This window comes from Pseudoalteromonas sp. Isolate6, assembly GCF_022398435.1.
GTDB lineage: Bacteria > Pseudomonadota > Gammaproteobacteria > Enterobacterales > Alteromonadaceae > Pseudoalteromonas > Pseudoalteromonas galatheae.
The window spans coordinates 1-16922 of sequence record NZ_JAKEVK010000092.1 but is presented as its reverse complement, the minus strand read 5'-3'; the positions used below and the strand labels follow the sequence as shown (position 1 = coordinate 16922).

General features: G+C 42.6%; 15 protein-coding genes. 12 read left to right on the top strand and 3 right to left on the bottom strand.

All coding sequences use genetic code 11. The features are described from left to right. Positions 1–170: 170 nt before the first annotated feature. On the top strand, positions 171–365 hold the full coding sequence (locus L1D50_RS13470; RefSeq protein ID WP_099642469.1) for a (2Fe-2S)-binding protein: 195 nt from the start codon (positions 171–173) through the stop codon (positions 363–365). Between the two features lie 32 nt (positions 366–397). Here L1D50_RS13470 and bfr (L1D50_RS13465) read toward each other — a convergent pair whose 3' ends face one another. Further along, entirely contained in the window at positions 398–862 is a 465-nt protein-coding gene (bfr, locus tag L1D50_RS13465) for a bacterioferritin (RefSeq protein ID WP_239966212.1), read from the bottom strand. Between the two features lie 14 nt (positions 863–876). After that, a complete protein-coding gene (gene bfr, locus L1D50_RS13460) occupies positions 877–1344 on the bottom strand; it encodes a bacterioferritin (protein ID WP_010607507.1) in 468 nt (155 codons plus the stop codon). Between the two features lie 272 nt (positions 1345–1616). On the opposite strand from bfr (L1D50_RS13460), the gene L1D50_RS13455 reads away from it, so the two are divergent. From L1D50_RS13455 to L1D50_RS13405, 11 genes are all read left to right on the top strand, one after another. Next, on the top strand, positions 1617–1943 hold the full coding sequence (locus L1D50_RS13455; protein ID WP_128726200.1) for a hypothetical protein: 327 nt from the start codon (positions 1617–1619) through the stop codon (positions 1941–1943). A 379-nt stretch (positions 1944–2322) separates the two neighbouring features. Then, complete coding sequence (locus L1D50_RS13450) at positions 2323–3432, top strand: efflux RND transporter periplasmic adaptor subunit (RefSeq protein WP_239966211.1); 1110 nt, start codon at positions 2323–2325, stop codon at positions 3430–3432. A gap of 13 nt (positions 3433–3445) precedes the next feature. After that, positions 3446–6574 (top strand): CusA/CzcA family heavy metal efflux RND transporter, encoded by a 3129-nt coding sequence (locus L1D50_RS13445; protein ID WP_239966210.1) that lies wholly within the window; start codon positions 3446–3448, stop codon positions 6572–6574. A 55-nt stretch (positions 6575–6629) separates the two neighbouring features. Beyond that, positions 6630–7514, top strand: a complete 885-nt coding sequence (locus L1D50_RS13440; protein WP_128726197.1) for a cation diffusion facilitator family transporter — start codon at positions 6630–6632, stop codon at positions 7512–7514. A gap of 107 nt (positions 7515–7621) precedes the next feature. Beyond that, positions 7622–8140 (top strand): hypothetical protein, encoded by a 519-nt coding sequence (locus tag L1D50_RS13435; RefSeq protein ID WP_128726196.1) that lies wholly within the window; start codon positions 7622–7624, stop codon positions 8138–8140. Between the two features lie 14 nt (positions 8141–8154). Further along, positions 8155–8766 carry a superoxide dismutase gene (locus L1D50_RS13430; protein WP_239966209.1) on the top strand — a complete coding sequence of 204 codons (612 nt, stop codon included), beginning with the start codon at positions 8155–8157 and terminating at the stop codon, positions 8764–8766. 143 nt (positions 8767–8909) lie between these two features. After that, positions 8910–10268 carry an AlkA N-terminal domain-containing protein gene (locus L1D50_RS13425; protein ID WP_128726257.1) on the top strand — a complete coding sequence of 453 codons (1359 nt, stop codon included), beginning with the start codon at positions 8910–8912 and terminating at the stop codon, positions 10266–10268. After that, entirely contained in the window at positions 10265–10726 is a 462-nt protein-coding gene (locus L1D50_RS13420) for a methylated-DNA--[protein]-cysteine S-methyltransferase (RefSeq protein ID WP_128726194.1), read from the top strand. The genes L1D50_RS13425 and L1D50_RS13420 overlap by 4 nt, the downstream gene beginning before the upstream one ends. A 74-nt stretch (positions 10727–10800) precedes the next feature. Further along, positions 10801–11574 (top strand): amino acid ABC transporter substrate-binding protein, encoded by a 774-nt coding sequence (locus L1D50_RS13415; protein WP_239966208.1) that lies wholly within the window; start codon positions 10801–10803, stop codon positions 11572–11574. A gap of 56 nt (positions 11575–11630) precedes the next feature. Continuing rightward, positions 11631–12209 (top strand): thymidine kinase, encoded by a 579-nt coding sequence (locus L1D50_RS13410; protein WP_128726192.1) that lies wholly within the window; start codon positions 11631–11633, stop codon positions 12207–12209. A 180-nt stretch (positions 12210–12389) separates the two neighbouring features. Further along, positions 12390–13784 carry an ATP-binding protein gene (locus L1D50_RS13405; RefSeq protein ID WP_239966207.1) on the top strand — a complete coding sequence of 465 codons (1395 nt, stop codon included), beginning with the start codon at positions 12390–12392 and terminating at the stop codon, positions 13782–13784. A gap of 128 nt (positions 13785–13912) precedes the next feature. Here the strand turns inward: L1D50_RS13405 and L1D50_RS13400 are convergent, their stop codons facing one another. Beyond that, positions 13913–16777 (bottom strand): pitrilysin family protein, encoded by a 2865-nt coding sequence (locus L1D50_RS13400; protein ID WP_239966206.1) that lies wholly within the window; start codon positions 16775–16777, stop codon positions 13913–13915. Positions 16778–16922 lie beyond the last annotated feature (145 nt).

The following is a 16922-nucleotide window of genomic DNA, read 5'->3' as shown; positions in this document are numbered from 1 at the left end:
AAATAAACGTTGGCTTGAGCACGACGTTTTACGAAGCGTAAATAACTAAGTTGTTGCGGCAGCTTACAAAGGAAAATAATTCGCATTTATAGCTAAGGTATGTGTTGATAATTGTTATCGTTTAGATTAAACTTGTTTGTAGTTAATGAGTTTGAGATTGGTTATCATTTATGTACGTATGCATTTGTCATGGTGTTACAGATAAAAAGATTGCAGAGACGATAGACGATGGTGCTCGTTCAATGCGTGATCTTAGCCAGACATTATCTGTTGGTAAACAGTGTGGAAAGTGTTGTAACTGTGCGAAGAAAATTTTAAATGAAAAGCTGATTGAGATTGTTGATGTCACTGAGCAGGTTGCGTAACAATACATCATCACGCAACCTCAATTAGATACTTATAGTTGAGACTGTAAGTAGTTTTCTATTCCCATCACTTTAATTAGGTGCTGCTGAGTTTCAAGCCAATCAATCTGCTCTTCTTGCTCATTTTGGATTTTATCTAACGCTTCACGACTAATGTAATCTTGCTTTTCTTCACACAATTTAATTGCTGCTTGCAGGTCGACCAAAGACACTTGCTCAAATGCCATATTGCAATCAATCATCTCTGCGCTGTTTTCACCAATCTTTAAACGACCTAAATCTTGTAAATTAGGAAGGCCTTCTAAGAACAAAATTCGTTCGATAAGACGATCAGCATTTTTCATTTTTTGTATTGAAACTTTATAATCCGCTTTATCTAATTGACTAAAGCCAAAGTCTTTAAACATACGTGCATGTAAAAAGTACTGATTAATGCCCACTAGCTCATTGGCCAATACTTTATTAAGCGCGACAATTACTTCTTTATCACCTTGCATTTGTAGAGTCCTTATTAAAGCTGAGATTGGATATAATTTGGAGCGCCGATAAGATCTATCAGTCGAATTTGCTGCTCTAACCAGTAAACATGATCTTCTTCTGTATCAAACAACAGCTTTTCAAGTGTTTCTCGAGATTGGTAATCTTGCTCTTCTTCACAGATTTTGATTGCTTCTTTGACGCATTCGACGACTTCAAGCTCTAGTTTTAAGTCGTTTTCCATCATAGACTTAACATCTTGGCCGATGAGTAGATCACGACGTTTCGTCATGTTAGGTACCCCTTCCAAGAAAAGAATGCGCTTAATCAACCAATCTGCATGTGTTGTTTCTTCTTCACGTTCGTGCTCAAGGCGTTGGTATAGTTTGCTCAAACCCCAATCTTCGTACATACGTGAATGGATGAAATATTGATCGATAGCTGCAAGCTCATTGGCTAATAGCTTATTGAACGCGTCGATGACTTTTTGTTTACCTTGCATGCTGTTACCTCAAACTGTGAATATGCGGCTAGTCTAACGGATTTCTTTGATGTGTCAATGAAAAATCTTTATAAAACAGTGTGTTATATATTGATTATAATTCGCATTTAAGTTGGTGTTTTGGCCTGACAATACAAATTATTGTTATTTCATTTTGAGTAGGATCAGTAATGCCAGTAAAAAATAAGACTTAAAGCTTAGTGCGACTATTGACAGGGTACGTGCAGGTGATAAATTGGCAACGATCTTTTGTTTTAAAGAGAAATATTGATTTGAATAAGCTAATCCTGATTTTTGTGACGCTTCTACTTGCGGTGCAATCCGTAAGTGTATTCGCGTCTGAATCTAGCTTCCATCAAATCGAAGTGTCTCACCTCCAACATACTCACGACCATGCTGAAGATGTGCAAGCAGACTCCAGCGGACATCATACAAAAGACTGCCACCACTGTGGCCATTGTAGCGGTACGCATTTGAATTTAGTCATTTTGAGATCTTTGATCCCCTTTGAAATGCGACCCAATAGTGAAATTTATCCTCAATCAGATACTAAAGTGCGCGCTTTTGTAGAGCAAGCACACCGTCCACCGATCGCTTAAGTAGCGGTTATCATTGAAGGCGTGACCTCAATTTAACTTAACCTGAGTTAGGTTAATGAGTAAATTGATAAACCCAACTTAGCGCAAATTCGTGCTTGTGAGTAAACAACTAGGCCTGTTTTCTATGCTTATCTGTTTTGCTTTCAGTGATACTGCCTACTCCGTTTATACCGATTGTATTAGGTAATTGAGCTACTTTAACATCAATTGGTATTACTCCTTCTCAGTTATTGACGTTGATTACAGATAACTCACGTTGGCCTGAGAAGCGCATTCTTGTTCGTGAATTGACACCGTAAAAGTACAGCCTGGTGCGATTCGCTAAACAAGCTAACGGTTTTGAACGTCAACTTACGTTCTTGAGTAAAAAGAGTATCGAATGACAAACTTTAAAATTTTCTCCATCTATTTCGCGGTGAACACGCTTTTTAGCTCGCTGACATATGCCGGCGACGGTCATGAAGAACATGAAGAGGAAGAAAATGCTATCGTACTGACGCAACAGCAGATGCGTTTTGCCGGAATTCAGACCAAAGAAGTCAAGCTGGAAAGCCATGAGCGCTTTTATTTTGCGCCTGGAGAAGTAAAAGCCAATGGCTATACCAGCTATTTAGTATCGCCAAGAGCCGATTCAATCGTGTTAAAGCGACACACTACGCTTGGCTCTATGGTTAATGTTAACGACCCACTTATCACCTTATTCTCAGAGGCAATGGCGCAGGCCCAAGCGCAGTATTTGGTCGCTTCAACAGAATGGGATAGAGTCAAACGGTTAAGTAAAGAAACCATCAGTGAGCGTGAACGCGTTCAAGCAAGTGCCGATTTTAGTTCGGCTTATTCAAAGTTGTTGGCACTTGGAGTAACAGAAAAAGAGATTAAAGAAATAGCCACTAAGCCCGCCAGTGAACTTGGCCAATATACGCTCGTTGCTGAGCGCGAGGGAGTGGTAACTCAAGATGCCTTTACTCAGGGCCAGCATGTTGCTTCTGGCACAACTTTAATGGCAATCACTGATGAAAGCGAGCTATGGGTAGAAGCCCGTTTACAGCCCAACTCTCAACTTCCGTTAGCGGTTAACTCTAAAGCATTGATTGGCATAGAAGATCAGCAATATGCGGCTCGTGTTATCCAAGCAGCGCATACTATCGATCCCATTACTCGAACCAGACAGATCCGCCTATTGGTTGAAAATAGTGACGACAAGCTACACGCAGGGATGTTTGTAAACGTCAACTTTATCATACCGTCAAAAGAGCCAACCATTGCGCTACCTGCAGACGCGTTAAGTCGCGGTCCTGACGGTGATTGGGTGGTGTACATCGAAGAAGCACCCGGCGAGTTCCATCCCAAAGAAGTGACTTTAGGTGAAGACTTTGGCGCTCAGGTTGAAGTTATCGGTTTGGCTGTGGGTGAGCGCGTGGCCGTAACTGGAGCGTTCTTTATTGCGTCAGAACAAGCCAAATCAGGCTTCGATCCACATAATCATTAAGAGGAGCCTCATCATGTTTAATCGAATTATCGATTGGTCTGTAAACAATCGGCTTCTAATCATGCTTTTTTTACTCGTTATCACGGCAACTGCTAGCGTGACTATTCCAAAACTCAACTTAGATGCGTTTCCCGATGTAACGAATGTGCAGGTTGCGGTGAATACTGAAGCGCCGGGACTAGCAGCAGAAGAGGTTGAGCAGTTAATCACCTATCCAATTGAGGCTGTGATGTATGCCTTGCCTGATGTGCAGCAAGTGCGTTCAATTTCTAAAACAGGTCTTTCTGGCGTTACGGTGGTATTTAAGGAAGGCACAGATATCTATTTTGCCAGACAGTTGGTATTTGAGCGCCTCCAAGCTGCAAAGGAGTTGATCCCAAGCGGTGTGGGTACGCCAGAAATGGGGCCAAATACCTCAGGGCTTGGTCAAGTATTTCAATATATGCTGATAAGCGAGACGAACTCTGAATATGATGCAATGGCCTTACGTAGTCTCAATGACTGGGTAGTTAAGCTGTTAATTATGCCAATTGACGGGGTAACTGATGTATTGGCCTTTGGCGGCGATGTGCGTCAGTATCAAGTCAATATCGACCCAAATAAGCTATTGGCTTATGCGCTCACTCAGCAAGATGTGGTGAGAGCCATTGAGCGTAATAACCAAAATGTCGGCGGCTGGTATTTAGAGCGTGGTCAAGAGCAGTTGGTGATCCGCGGAACTGGCTGGTTTCAAAGTGGGGAAAAGGGGATCGAGGAGATTGCCAACGTGCCCGTCAAAACCATAGATGGCACGGTCGTGACTGTGGCTCAGGTTGCCACTGTATCGATTGGTGGAGAAATCCGTCAAGGCGCTGTGACGATGTCTAGAAAAAGCGCCTCTGGTGAAGTGGAACAGCTCGGTGAAGTCGTAACAGGCATAGTGCTCAAGCGAATGGGAGCAAACACCAAAGCAACCATTGATAGCATTAACAACCGCGTGGAACTGATTAATAAAGCACTACCTGAAGGGGTAAGGTTTGAGCCGTTTTACGATCAGTCTGATTTAATCAGCAAAGCAGTACAAACTGTCGTTGAAGCCTTGGCACTAGCATTTATTTTTATCGTTGTGGTGCTCGCGCTGTTTTTAATGAACCTGAGAGCGACTTTTTTGGTGCTTATTTCAATTCCTATTTCAATTGCTATTGCACTTGTGGTTATGGCGTGGCTTGGCGTCTCGGCCAACTTAATGTCGCTAGGCGGTATCGCAGTCGCGATAGGGATGTTAGTTGACGGCTCAGTGGTGATGGTAGAAAACATCTTTAAACACCTAACAAGGCAAAAGAAAAGTGATGACTTCTCTGTAGGACTCATTGTTGAGCTCGCAGGAAAGGAAGTGGCAAGACCAATCTTTTTTGCTGCCAGTATCATCTTAGTGGTGTTCACCCCGTTATTTAGTTTTGAAGGGGTTGAAGCTAAACTATTTCAACCTATGGCAATTAGTATTATTTTGGCTGTTATTGCGGCGATATTTGTTGCCCTTATCATTGTCCCAGCGCTTGCGACCTACTTATTTAAACACGGTGTTAAAGCGCGAGAGAGTATTATTCTCGTCGCGCTAGAAAAAGGCTACCGCTGGACGTTAAATCGAGTGTTGCATAGGCAAAAGTTGTTGATGGCTATCGTCATATTATTGATGGCAGCAGCCGGTTTTACGTTCACTAAAATTGGTACCGAGTTTGTCCCTGAACTTGAAGAAGGCACCATCAACCTAAGGGTAACGCTGGCACCTTCCGCCAGTCTTGAAACCGCGCTGAATGTTGCGCCTGAGCTGGAAAAAATGCTGCTCACTTTTCCTGAGGTAAACTACGCGCTAAGCAGAATTGGTCGAGCGGAGATAGGTGGCGATCCTGAACCGGTAAATAACATTGAAATCTATATTGGTCTTGCACCAGTAGCACAGTGGCAAAGCGCAAATAATCGCTACGAATTACAAGCTTTGATGGAACAAAAGCTATCGGCTTATCCCGGCTTACTGTTTAATTTTTCACAGCCTATTGCGACGCGTGTCGATGAATTACTCTCAGGCGTTAAAGCGCAGTTGGCGATTAAGCTGTTTGGCCCGGATTTAGCTGTGCTTGCAAAAAAAGGCAAGGAAATTGAGGCTGCCGTGGCGCAAGTTGAAGGGACAGAGGGCGTACAACTTGAACAAATAGCAGGTGAATCGCAGCTGATCATCACCCCAAAACGTCAAGCGTTATCTCGCTACGGTTTAGCTGTCGGCGACGTTATGGCATTAGTGCAAGATGGCATTGGTGGCAGTAAAGCGGGGCAGGTCATCAACGGTAACGAACGCTATGATATTTATGTCCGCTTGGCACCTAAGTACCGTCAAAGCAAGCAAACCATTGAAGAAATACGCTTACAATCAAGTTCAGGGGCGTGGATCCGGTTGGCTGATGTTGCGAATGTTGAATATCAATCTGGTCCACCGCAAGTAAGACGAGATGACGTTCAACGTCGAGTGGTGATCCAAGCGAATGTGCAAGGTCGAGATATGGGCAGTGTAGTAAGTGATATTCGCGCGGCTATTGATAGTAAAGTTGACTTACCAACAGGTTATGGTGTTGAAATCGGTGGTCAATTTGAAAACCAGCAACGAGCACAAAAACGCTTGGCAATCGTGGTACCGCTATCCTTGGCGCTAATAGCACTTTTGCTTTACTTCGCATTTGGTTCACTGGCTCAGGCTGCGCTTATTTTAGTGAATGTGCCGCTGGCGGTCATTGGTGGAGTATTTTCTTTATATATCTCAGGACAATATCTATCGGTCCCAAGCTCGGTTGGGTTTATCACCTTATTCGGTGTCGCGGTACTCAATGGTGTGGTCATGGTTGAGAGCATAAACCAGCGATTGGCTGCGGGAGAATCGCTTCATTCAGGTGTCTTTGAGGGAGCAATTTCAAGGCTTAGACCCGTGCTTATGACTGCGATCACCTCAGCCCTTGGCCTTATTCCTATGTTGTTGTCGACAGGAGTGGGCGCTGAAATTCAAAGGCCGCTTGCCAGTGTAATTGTTGGTGGATTATTAACGTCAACCTTGCTGACTTTGTTTGTATTGCCAGCACTTTATCCACTATTCTCAAAGCAAATTAAAAATTTGTAACGCGTCGGGGCCACTGAAAGTGGCCCCTTATTCGAGTCAGTAAATAGGAGTGAGTATGTCTCACGCACATCATCACCATCATGGAAACAAGCTCGGTTGGGCCGTATTTGTTAATATTCTACTGAGTGTCGCACAGGTCGTTGGTGGCATTCTCTCAGGCAGTCTCTCTTTGGTTGCTGATGCGTTACATAATTTAAGTGACGCAGGTGCGCTTATTATCGCGTTAGTTGCGCAAAAAATTGCAAGAAAGCCGGCCTCACTCGAACTCACTTATGGCTACCAACGTGCTGAAATAGTCGGGGCGTTAATTAATAGCGCGACACTCATTGTAGTTGGGATTTATCTGCTATTTGAGGCGATTTCTCGATTTTTAAACCCCGAACCAATTGATGGTTGGATAGTGGTGTGGCTCGCAGCCTTGGCGTTAGTTATCGACGTTATCACAGCGCTTATTACTTATTCTGCTGGTGCAAAAACCAGCCTAAATATTCGTGCGGCGTTTATTCACAATGTTTCCGATGCTGCGGCTTCCGTTGCGGTGATCGTGGCTGGAACATTAATCATCTTATATCAATGGTATGTGGTGGATCTTATTGCTACCGTGTTGATCTCCGCGTACGTGATTTTCCATGGCGTCGAACTGAGTAAAAGTAGTATTAGAATTCTCATGCAGGCAACGCCAGATAATGTCAATATTCAAGAGATTAAGGAATACCTTGAGACTCAAGAGAATGTTAAGACGGTAAGTCATATTCATGTATGGCAGCTCAATGAACATGAACATATTTTAGAGGCGCAAGTTGTCATTATGTCTTTGAGCGACCAAAGCACGCTCGCGCGGTTAAAAGCGGGTTTACAGTCGCGGTTTGGATTGTCGCATACCACACTTGAATTAACCGAGGAATCTTTGGTAACCCACCAGTGTGTAGAAATTAACTAAATACAAATGAAAATGGTTTGCATTAATGTTTTTGTGATCGTATAGTGCCTTAATAGCTCATACTGGTTTGCTTGCATAAGTAAGCCAGTTCGGTAAGAGGGTAAAATATGAAAAATCGCATGGACCTTAGTGCAAACCACTTAGCAAGTGGAGTTTGCACGTTATCTTCAGTGTTGTCACCTTGGCAAGCTAAAATACTCTCAGGTAATCAAGCATATCAAGCGCAAATATTTCTGCGTGCACGTGACGAATATCAGGTTGCATTGACACTCGCGACAGGTATTTTAGATGAGTTTTTATTATGCCAAAAAGACAGTGTCGTGATGAATGCCATAGAGCACAGTTTACCTGCCGTCGTCGTATCCGCGCATAATCTAGCCGACACCTTTATTGCGCTTGACCAACCAAATAGGGCGTGCCAGCAACTTATCGCAATCCATCTTAAAATACATGCAACCTACCTTGAATATAACAACGAACTTGCACCTATCGTCTTACATCATTTGCATAAAACTCGACAAGAGTTGATTCATTTTGCAACACGTTATCCTCATTTACCCGAGCTTATTCATCAAATTAACGAAGCGATGCAGGTAACACATCTGCATTCTCGCGTTTTACATTAACATTTGGAGGTCGAATGGCTTATACCTTACCTGAGTTACCGTACGCATATGATGCATTAGAACCGCATATCGACGCGAAGACGATGGAGATCCATCATACTTTGCATCATCAGACATATATAAATAAAGCAAACGCAGCGTTAGAGGGGACGGAGTTCGCAGGTAAAGACACCGAAACGTTGCTGAGAAACATTAAAACGTTACCTGAAAATTTACAAAAAGCAGTGCAAGAACATGTCGGCGGGCACAATAACCATAGTTTGTTCTGGCAAATTATGACTTCAAATTATGCGCCTTTATGTGATGGGCCGTTAAAACAAGCGATAGAAAGTGAGCTCGGTGGTTTTGATAGCTTTAAAACTGAATTTACAAACGCTGCCGTCAGTCGATTTGGCAGTGGTTGGGCATGGTTAGTTGTGGATGAAAATGGCAAGTTAGCGGTGACGAGTAGTCTCAACCAAGACAGCCCCTATATGGATCAGCACACCCCAATAATAGGTTTAGATGTGTGGGAACATGCCTATTACCTCAAGTATCAGAATCGTCGACCAGAATACATCGCCGCTTTTTACAATGTCATCAATTGGTCTGAAGTCGAGCGAAGATATAATCAAGCAATAGGTTAGTACTTTTCTTATTTCCTCAGTTAGTTAAGCCCCTTAGTGGGCTTTTTTCATTAATACCGCAAACATGGTTGAGTACCAAAAATGGCTAGTTTGCTATAGTGATAGCGATTAGACTGAGTGAAAACGAAGTACGAGCGAAAGTCATGTACACACCAGAAATTTGTTCTCAAGCTAGAAATAGTCGTGATGCTAGATTTGATGGGTTGTTTTTTGTTGCAGTCAAGAGCACCGGCATCTATTGTCGGCCAATATGCCCAGCACCTGCTGCAAAAGAAGAGAATGTAGAGTATTTTCAATTTGCCCACAATGCTGCGCAAGCAGGCTTTAGGCCTTGTATTCGCTGTCGCCCTGACAGCGCACCGGGCAGTTATGCATGGCTTGGCACGGAAACAACCGCAGTCAGAGCCAAAAAGTTAATCGATGAGGGTGCTTTAATACAGCACTCGACAGAAGACTTAGCCGATAGGTTAGGTATTTCGGTCCGTTACTTAAATAAAGTATTCAATCAATATTTTGGTACGAGCCCCAAACAATATGCACTTTATAAGCAATGTGACTTAGCTAAGCAACTATTACAGCAAAGTGATCTTGCTGTCACACAAATTGCGTTTGCCGCCGGGTTTAACTCATTGCGACGCTTTAATGATGCATTCCAGAAGCTGTATCAGTTATCACCAAGTCAACTCAGAAAAAATGAGGGTAATGGCTCAGCCATTGCGATTTACTTGTCCTATCGACCGCCGTACAACTGGGGAAAAATGCAGCAGTTTTTGGCGCTGAGAATTGTGCCAGGTATCGAGTGGTTAACAGAATATAGCTATGGGCGAACCGTGATGATACAAGGTGAAACAGGGCGCTTCAGCGCGACTATCGAGCCTGAAAACCATCGCTTTAAAGTGGATATCGTGCTCTGCGATTTATCTTTGTTAGTTCCGATGATTGCACAGATAAGACGTGTGTTAGATTTAGATGCGGACACCTGCTTTATTGAGTCCCATCTTCGTGAAGCCGCGCCTGGCTTGCCGCTACAAGAAGGGCTTAGATTACCCGGGATCTGGAGTGAGTTTGAAGCGGGAATGAGAGCTATTTTGGGCCAACAAATCAGTGTTCAAGCAGCGAGAAACTTACTTGCTTTATTGGTTGAAACACTTGGTGAGGCAGCCGAAAATGGTATGCGTTACTTCCCCAAACCCAAAGCCGTATTTGATAGTGATCTTGCCTTTTTCAAAATGCCGGCGCGGCGGAAAGCGGCTATTAAAGCTTTTGCTGAGCAATACGTTGGTTCGGAACATGTTGAGCTTGATAGTTGGCTGAATATTAAAGGTATAGGTCCGTGGACTGTCGATTATGCAAAAATGCGCGGATTGAGTCATCCAGACATTTACTTGGGGGGGGATCTAGGGGTCAAAAAAGCAATGGAAAAATCCTTAACAGCAATAAATATCGAAAAATGTGCCCCATTCCGTTCTTATTTAACTTTTCAACTATGGCAACAATTATGATTGAAACTACATTAGCCTCCCCCACTGGAGAGTGGATAATACAAGCCTCCAATGATGGTTTACGATATGTCGGATTCTTTCCAAAAACACGCTACGGGCAAGGGGAAAATCTCCATACAGAAATGGCAAAAAAACAGTTAACTGAATATTTTGCTGGTAAACGTCAATGCTTTGATGTGGCGCTCGATGTCGATGGTACACACTTTCAAAAGCAAGTCTGGCAGGTGTTGGCACAAGTACCATTTGGTGAAACGCATAGCTATGGCTGGATAGCTGAGCGCTTAGGTAACAAAAATGCCGTCCGTGCTGTTGGCGCTGCGAACGGCAAAAATCCAATTAGTATCATCGTGCCTTGTCATCGCATTATTGGTGCAAATGGAAAGCTAACAGGATATGCTGGTGGACTTGAAGCGAAAGAGTGGTTGTTGCAACACGAGGGAGTGAGCTTCAAAAAATAGAGTATACTTGAAAGAACAACGAGTTTTAGTAGTCAATCGTTGTTCTTTCGATGGTTTGATGTTTGGAGTGAGAGTTGAGACTGCTATTTATCGCCTTTTACGTTTTTGCTTCGTGGGCCAGTATGGCGGCAGAGATTCGCTTTTGTTATGAAGATAAACATGCTCCACCCTTTATCCATGGGGCAGGACAAACTGTGCCATTGGAAAATCCAGGTGTTACGATCCAAATCGTACAACAGCTAGATCTGCATGTGAAAGAGGTGAACTTCACATACACCCGAAAGCCATGGAGTCGTTGTTTACATGAGTTGGAAAATGGCAAAGTGGATGCTGTAGTTGCAAGCCATCGTGAATCTAGAGAGTCGCTGATGGCATACCCAAAAAACTCTGATGGCACTATCGCGCAGCAATATGCAATTAATCGGATCAGCACTTGTTTGCTCAAAAGTAAAACGAGTAAAGCAACATTAAACCTGAACACAGAAATAGAACTCGCAGTCCCTCGTGGCTATGCTATTCGCGAAAGTATGCCCGAGCATTTTTCCATATTCGAAACTGACTCGTTAGAGCATGCTATTGCACTGGTTGAAAATGAATTACTTGATGCAACTATTGGCCTTTGCCAAATTGGTAATATGCCAATCACATTATCGCCCCCCTTTAACCACTTAGAAGCGGTTTTTCCTCCGTTGGAAACGTCGTTTGGTTTTATGGCATTTTCAGAACAGTTTTATCAGCAGCACCCTGAGTTAAGCTGGAAAGTGTGGCGTGCAAGTCAGCTTATTAGCCTCGACACCTTATATAGTGAGTATTTGCGTTCACAACCTAGCCAAATGGATAAGCAATAGATCTTTTAATCGTTAGCCAGTAAACTAGCGCGAATTTTTATTTCGAAATATCTATTATGGCCCAGCTTTATTTTTACTATTCGGCAATGAATGCCGGTAAATCTACGACTTTATTGCAGTCGGCATTTAACTACCGAGAGCGAGGCATGCGCCCGTTTATTATCACCGCTGCAATTGATAACCGTGCTGGTGTGGGCAAAGTAGCGTCTCGTATCGGCTTAGAAGCTGAGGCGCAAGTTTTTGAAAGCCAAACCGATGTGAAAGCATTACTGATGTCTGCTCATACCGAGAATAAAATTGATTGTGTATTGGTGGATGAGTGCCAGTTTCTAACAAAAGCTCAAGTCGCAGAGCTGACGGATATCGTCGATGAGCTGCGGATCCCGGTATTATGCTATGGTCTTAGAACCGATTTTCGTGGTGAGCTGTTTGAAGGCTCGCAATATTTACTGGCTTGGGCAGATAAATTGATTGAGCTAAAAACTATCTGTCACTGTGGTCGTAAAGCAAACCGAGTACTTCGCACCGATGAGCACGGTAAAGCTATCGCAGACGGTGATCAGGTTGTGATCGGTGGTAACGATAGATATGTTTCTCTTTGTAGAAAACACTATAAAGATGCGCTAAACGCTTAAGCGAATTCAAACCTAGTGTGCTGTTAAGAGCGATCTCTCTACAGTACACATTGTTTCCAATAACACTCAGCTTTCTTGTCTTATCATAGTGCTAAACCCAGATCCTTTTCGATGCGAATAACTTGGTAAATTAGAGGATATGTACCATTCTTAAAGCATAGGATTGAAGGTACAATTTTCATGAGCCAGCAGCCACTATCATTTTTGAACGTTTCAGAGCCAGATGAGCAAAACCTAGACGAGTCTACATCTCCGTGGGTAGTATTAATTGTAGATGATGAGCCAGAAGTGCACGAGGTGACTAAACTTGTGTTATCAGCTTATCGGTTTGAATTAAAACCGCTCGAACTAGTTCATGCCTATAGCAAAAAAGAAGCGATTGATATTCTAAACCATCGAAATGATGTTGCACTAATCTTGCTCGACGTCATTATGGAAAGCGAAGAAGCGGGTTTAGAGTGTGCCCAATACGTACGTGAAGAACTTGGAAATCATAAGGTGAGAATCGTACTTCGCACAGGCCAGCCAGGCAGTGTGCCAGAGCATGAGGTCATGCTTAGGTATGATATTAATGATTATAAAAATAAAACGGAACTCACTAAATCCCGCCTATTCTCCATGCTAACCAGCTCTCTTCGCTCTTACCGAGATTTAAATCGGCTTGAACTGCTAACCAACGAATTAACTAATCTCAATGAGGGGTTAGAAGAAAAGGTCAAGCAGCGTACCCGCGAACTTGAATTGTCTAATGAAGCTTTACGAGACGCATACAACCGTATTGCTGAGCAGCAGCAAGCCTTAATCCAATCAGAAAAACTCGCGTCGGTAGGGCAGTTTGCAGCAGGTGTTGCGCATGAAATTAATAACCCACTAGCGTACTTAAAAAGTAACTTAGAGTTTGTACAAAGCTCTCTAGTTAAGTTGTATCGAGCTTGGCAGTTTTTGGTAAATAATTCGCAGCTTTCTTTGGAATGTGCAAAATCACTGAGTGAATTGGAAAAAGAGTATCAACTGAATTGGGCTCTGAGTGAAAGTGATGATGTGATGGCTGAAATGCACTCGGGACTCGACAGAATTCAATTGATTGTTAAAGAGCTGAGTGTGTTTTTTGAAAGTAATCAAACCCAGTTTCAGCAAGTGGAGTTTTATTCTCAAATTATGGACTCGGTAATGATTAATTTGGAGTTAGATGGTACAAATTTGAGCCTTATTGAATTTGAAAAAGGAGAGCGATTTGAAATTCATTGTGCCCCAGCACTTTTAGAACACAGTATTTATTGCCTTATAAAGAATGCGTTAGAAAGTTCGGGTAGGGTGCGTAAGGCGATTAAAATCACCACGAAAGTTGAAGATCAAACGCTCGCGATTGATATCTTTGATTATGGTGAAGGGATTGCAGACAGGCTGGTACATAAAGTATTCGACCCTTTTTATACCACTAAAGCCTCAGAAAAACACGTGGGACTTGGGCTGACAATTGCATCTAACATTATTAAGTCTCACGGTGGAGAATTATCTTTAACGTCAGTGATTGGTAACGGCACCAAAGCAACCATCACTTTACCCTTAATCTGATTGCTAGTGCACTCTCTCTACTTTACCTTGATGCTAAAGTTAGCATGATAAGTGCTATCAGGGCTTACTCTGAGCTCACACTTATCATACTTTATTACTTTGTTCTTTTACTTAAATATATACCGAGGTTAATTGAGCCTTATTACTTCGCCAAGTCCTAGCGCCGTTAGGCGATTAGCTTGGGTTTTTGCATCTCCAACCACGATGTATATTAGTTTATTCGGATGAATATACTGCTTGGCAAGTCCCTTCATGTCTTCAACTCCCAGTCTTTCGATTTGTTCGTTGCGTTGCTGCATAAAGTTGTTTGCCAAATTCAGAGCCCCAATTTGTTCAAGTACTTTAACTTTTGCCGTTAAGGTTTCAAAGCGTCTGGCATTACTTTTTAAATAGTAATTTTTTGTCGTTGTTAAATCGGCTGAAGTGTATGTGTTTCCGTACTCTTCAACGATCTGTTTTACTAACTCCAGAGACTCCAAAGTGACATTGCTTCGCACGTTAGATTTTATTTCAAACATTGAAGAGTATGGTGTAGCGTCAAATTTTGAGCGTATATGATAGGTATAACCTTTGTCTGCTCTTACATCCTGAACAAGGCGAGAAGAAAACCCGCCGCCGCCAAGGATATAATTCATCGCTGTCGCATTAAAGTAGTCGGTGTGGTCTGCTTTAAGTGACGGATGAGCAATGAGTAATGTCGATTGCTTTGCCTGCGGAATATCATAAAAATATACTGCTGCAGAATTAAGTGCGTTTGGCTCAGGTAAAAGAGGAACTGTTGCTTTTGATGCGGGCCAGTTTTCAATTAGTTGTTCAAGAGACTTTTGAATATCAGCATGTCTGACAGCACCTGCTACATATAATTTTGCCAATTGTGGGGCGATATTTTTTTGGTGGTAGGTTTTTAGGTCATCAATGGTTATCTTCGAGATACTTTCCTCTGTGCCCAGAGTATTATTTGCTAACGGGTGATGTTTTGGATACGTAAGCTTGTATAGCTCTTTTTGGGCAATGGCTTCGGGATCTGCTGATGATTGTTGTAGTTGTCCGGTAACTGTTTGTTTAGCGAGTTCAAATTCAGTTAAATCCCACCTCGGTTGTGTCAGTATTTCACCAATTAATGCCATTGTGGCATCATAATTACGTGCCAGAGTACTTGCTTTTAGCACTATTTGCTCGCGCTCTGCTGTTACTGTGATAGTTGAGCCTAGCTGTCTAATCTCATTGTTTAACTCTTCAGCTGATTTTGTTGCTGTCCCTCTGGTCAACATATTTGCAACTAAGTTAGCTGTGCCATTTTTATCTGGCGACTCTAGTAACAATGCACCATCGATAGTAAGTTTTATTTCAACCAATGGCACTTCGTCACTGTATAACGAAAAGACTTCTAGTCCATTTTTTAACTGGGCTGTTTTTACATCTGGCGTTGGTATTATCGGAGTTTTTCCAAACTCGGGTTCTATGGAACGATCAAAGCTAGATGGCGTTTTGCTAATTTGGAGAGGTTTGACTGTATCGAGTTTGCTGATATCTTCAAGGTTGATCTGCTCTTCTTTAATCACTGCCTTTTGGGCTGTGTCAACAGCGAGTTGTTTACTTCCTTTAGGTACAAAACTAGTTGAAACAAAAGGCTTGTTCTTTAGGTATGTATTATAAACACGCCAGATATCGTCAGCGCTGACTGCACGCATCAAGTCAATTTCTTTATTAATGTATCCAGGATCATTTAGCAACAAATTGTAATCGGCAAGCGCAACGCCTTTATTTACAACACTTGATAGATTCCGATAATACTCAGTTTCTATACCGACTTTTACCCGATGAAGATCGTCTTGTGAAAATGCTTCTGCTTCGAAGCGCTTTAGCCCAATTTCAACCGCTTGCTCAACTTGATCTAAATCGACACCGTCGTAGGCGGTAATCATCATGATCAACTCGCCAGCTAATTCAGAGCGGATATCAAGCAGCATTAAGCCGGAGCTTAATTTCTGCTTCTCAACGAGCTCATTGGTTACAGGCGCTTGGTTGCCATCAGTTAACAGCTTAATTAGCACATCCATTGCATAGCTATCTGGATGAAAACGCGGCATAGAAGGCCATGCTTGTGTTAATTGAGGAACTTGCGCAAAACTATCTTCATGATAGCGTTTTTTGCTGCTCGTCAACACGATAGGTTGCTTCGGTTGGGGTGAAACTTCCGGTCCTCTTGGAATATCGTTAAAATATTTTTCGACCCAAGCTTTTGCCTGAGTACTATCAAAGTCTCCAGAAATCACTAACGTAACATTATTCGGTCCATACCACCGTTTATAGAAGTCTTTGACGTCTTCGACAGAAGCGCTAGCTAGATCCTCAAGAGAGCCTAGTGGTAGCCAGTTGTAGGGATGATCGGCTGGATACAAGTTTTTTGTAATTACATCAAATACATGACCGTAAGGTTGGTTAGTGACGCGCTGGCGTTTTTCGTTCTTTACTACTTCTTTTTCTTGTTGTAGAACAGGGGGGGTTACGGTGTTGATGAAATAGCCTAGTTTATCGGCCTCTGCCCAAATCATCTTCTCCAGTGCATCATTGGGTACCGTTTGCATGTAATTCGTGATATCTCGGTTAGTTGAGCCGTTTGCACCAGAGCCACCCACTCGAGCACTTAACTTGTCTAGCCCACCTTTACCTAAATTTTCAGACTCTAAAAATAATAAATGCTCGAATAAGTGAGCAAATCCAGTTTTGCCTACCTTTTCACGTGCTGAGCCAACATGTGCCGCGAGTGTGACCGCAACGACCGGATCGGACTTATCAATATGAAAAACAACATCTAAGCCATTATCTAAAGTGAACTTCTCAAAATCCACGTGAAAAGACGAGTTGGCATGCTCAGGGACTTCGGTTGCTGGCTGAACTGTAATATCTTGTTTTTGGAGATTAGAAGTAGAACATCCTGAAAGAGTGAACAAACTTGCCGTGATAGCAAGAGCAAGTGGTTTAACGTTCATTAACTTACCTTTTAATTATTATTTCCTGTTAATTTAAACAGTTGCGGAGCTGTTGTCCATAAATAAGGGAATATTCCTTCGTACCAGTTTCCGACATTCTTATGTGTCCGAACCGGACACTTTTTCCGTCCGCGGACACATTTTA

Coding starts and splice junctions, on each gene's coding strand:
- L1D50_RS13470 (WP_099642469.1), top strand. CDS start 171: ATGTACGTATGCATTTGTCATGGTGTTACAGATAAAAAGATTGCAGAG.
- bfr (WP_239966212.1), bottom strand. CDS start 862: ATGCAAGGTGATAAAGAAGTAATTGTCGCGCTTAATAAAGTATTGGCC.
- bfr (WP_010607507.1), bottom strand. CDS start 1,344: ATGCAAGGTAAACAAAAAGTCATCGACGCGTTCAATAAGCTATTAGCC.
- L1D50_RS13450 (WP_239966211.1), top strand. CDS start 2,323: ATGACAAACTTTAAAATTTTCTCCATCTATTTCGCGGTGAACACGCTT.
- L1D50_RS13445 (WP_239966210.1), top strand. CDS start 3,446: ATGTTTAATCGAATTATCGATTGGTCTGTAAACAATCGGCTTCTAATC.
- L1D50_RS13440 (WP_128726197.1), top strand. CDS start 6,630: ATGTCTCACGCACATCATCACCATCATGGAAACAAGCTCGGTTGGGCC.
- L1D50_RS13435 (WP_128726196.1), top strand. CDS start 7,622: ATGAAAAATCGCATGGACCTTAGTGCAAACCACTTAGCAAGTGGAGTT.
- L1D50_RS13430 (WP_239966209.1), top strand. CDS start 8,155: ATGGCTTATACCTTACCTGAGTTACCGTACGCATATGATGCATTAGAA.
- L1D50_RS13425 (WP_128726257.1), top strand. CDS start 8,910: ATGTACACACCAGAAATTTGTTCTCAAGCTAGAAATAGTCGTGATGCT.
- L1D50_RS13420 (WP_128726194.1), top strand. CDS start 10,265: ATGATTGAAACTACATTAGCCTCCCCCACTGGAGAGTGGATAATACAA.
- L1D50_RS13410 (WP_128726192.1), top strand. CDS start 11,631: ATGGCCCAGCTTTATTTTTACTATTCGGCAATGAATGCCGGTAAATCT.
- L1D50_RS13405 (WP_239966207.1), top strand. CDS start 12,390: ATGAGCCAGCAGCCACTATCATTTTTGAACGTTTCAGAGCCAGATGAG.
- L1D50_RS13400 (WP_239966206.1), bottom strand. CDS start 16,777: ATGAACGTTAAACCACTTGCTCTTGCTATCACGGCAAGTTTGTTCACT.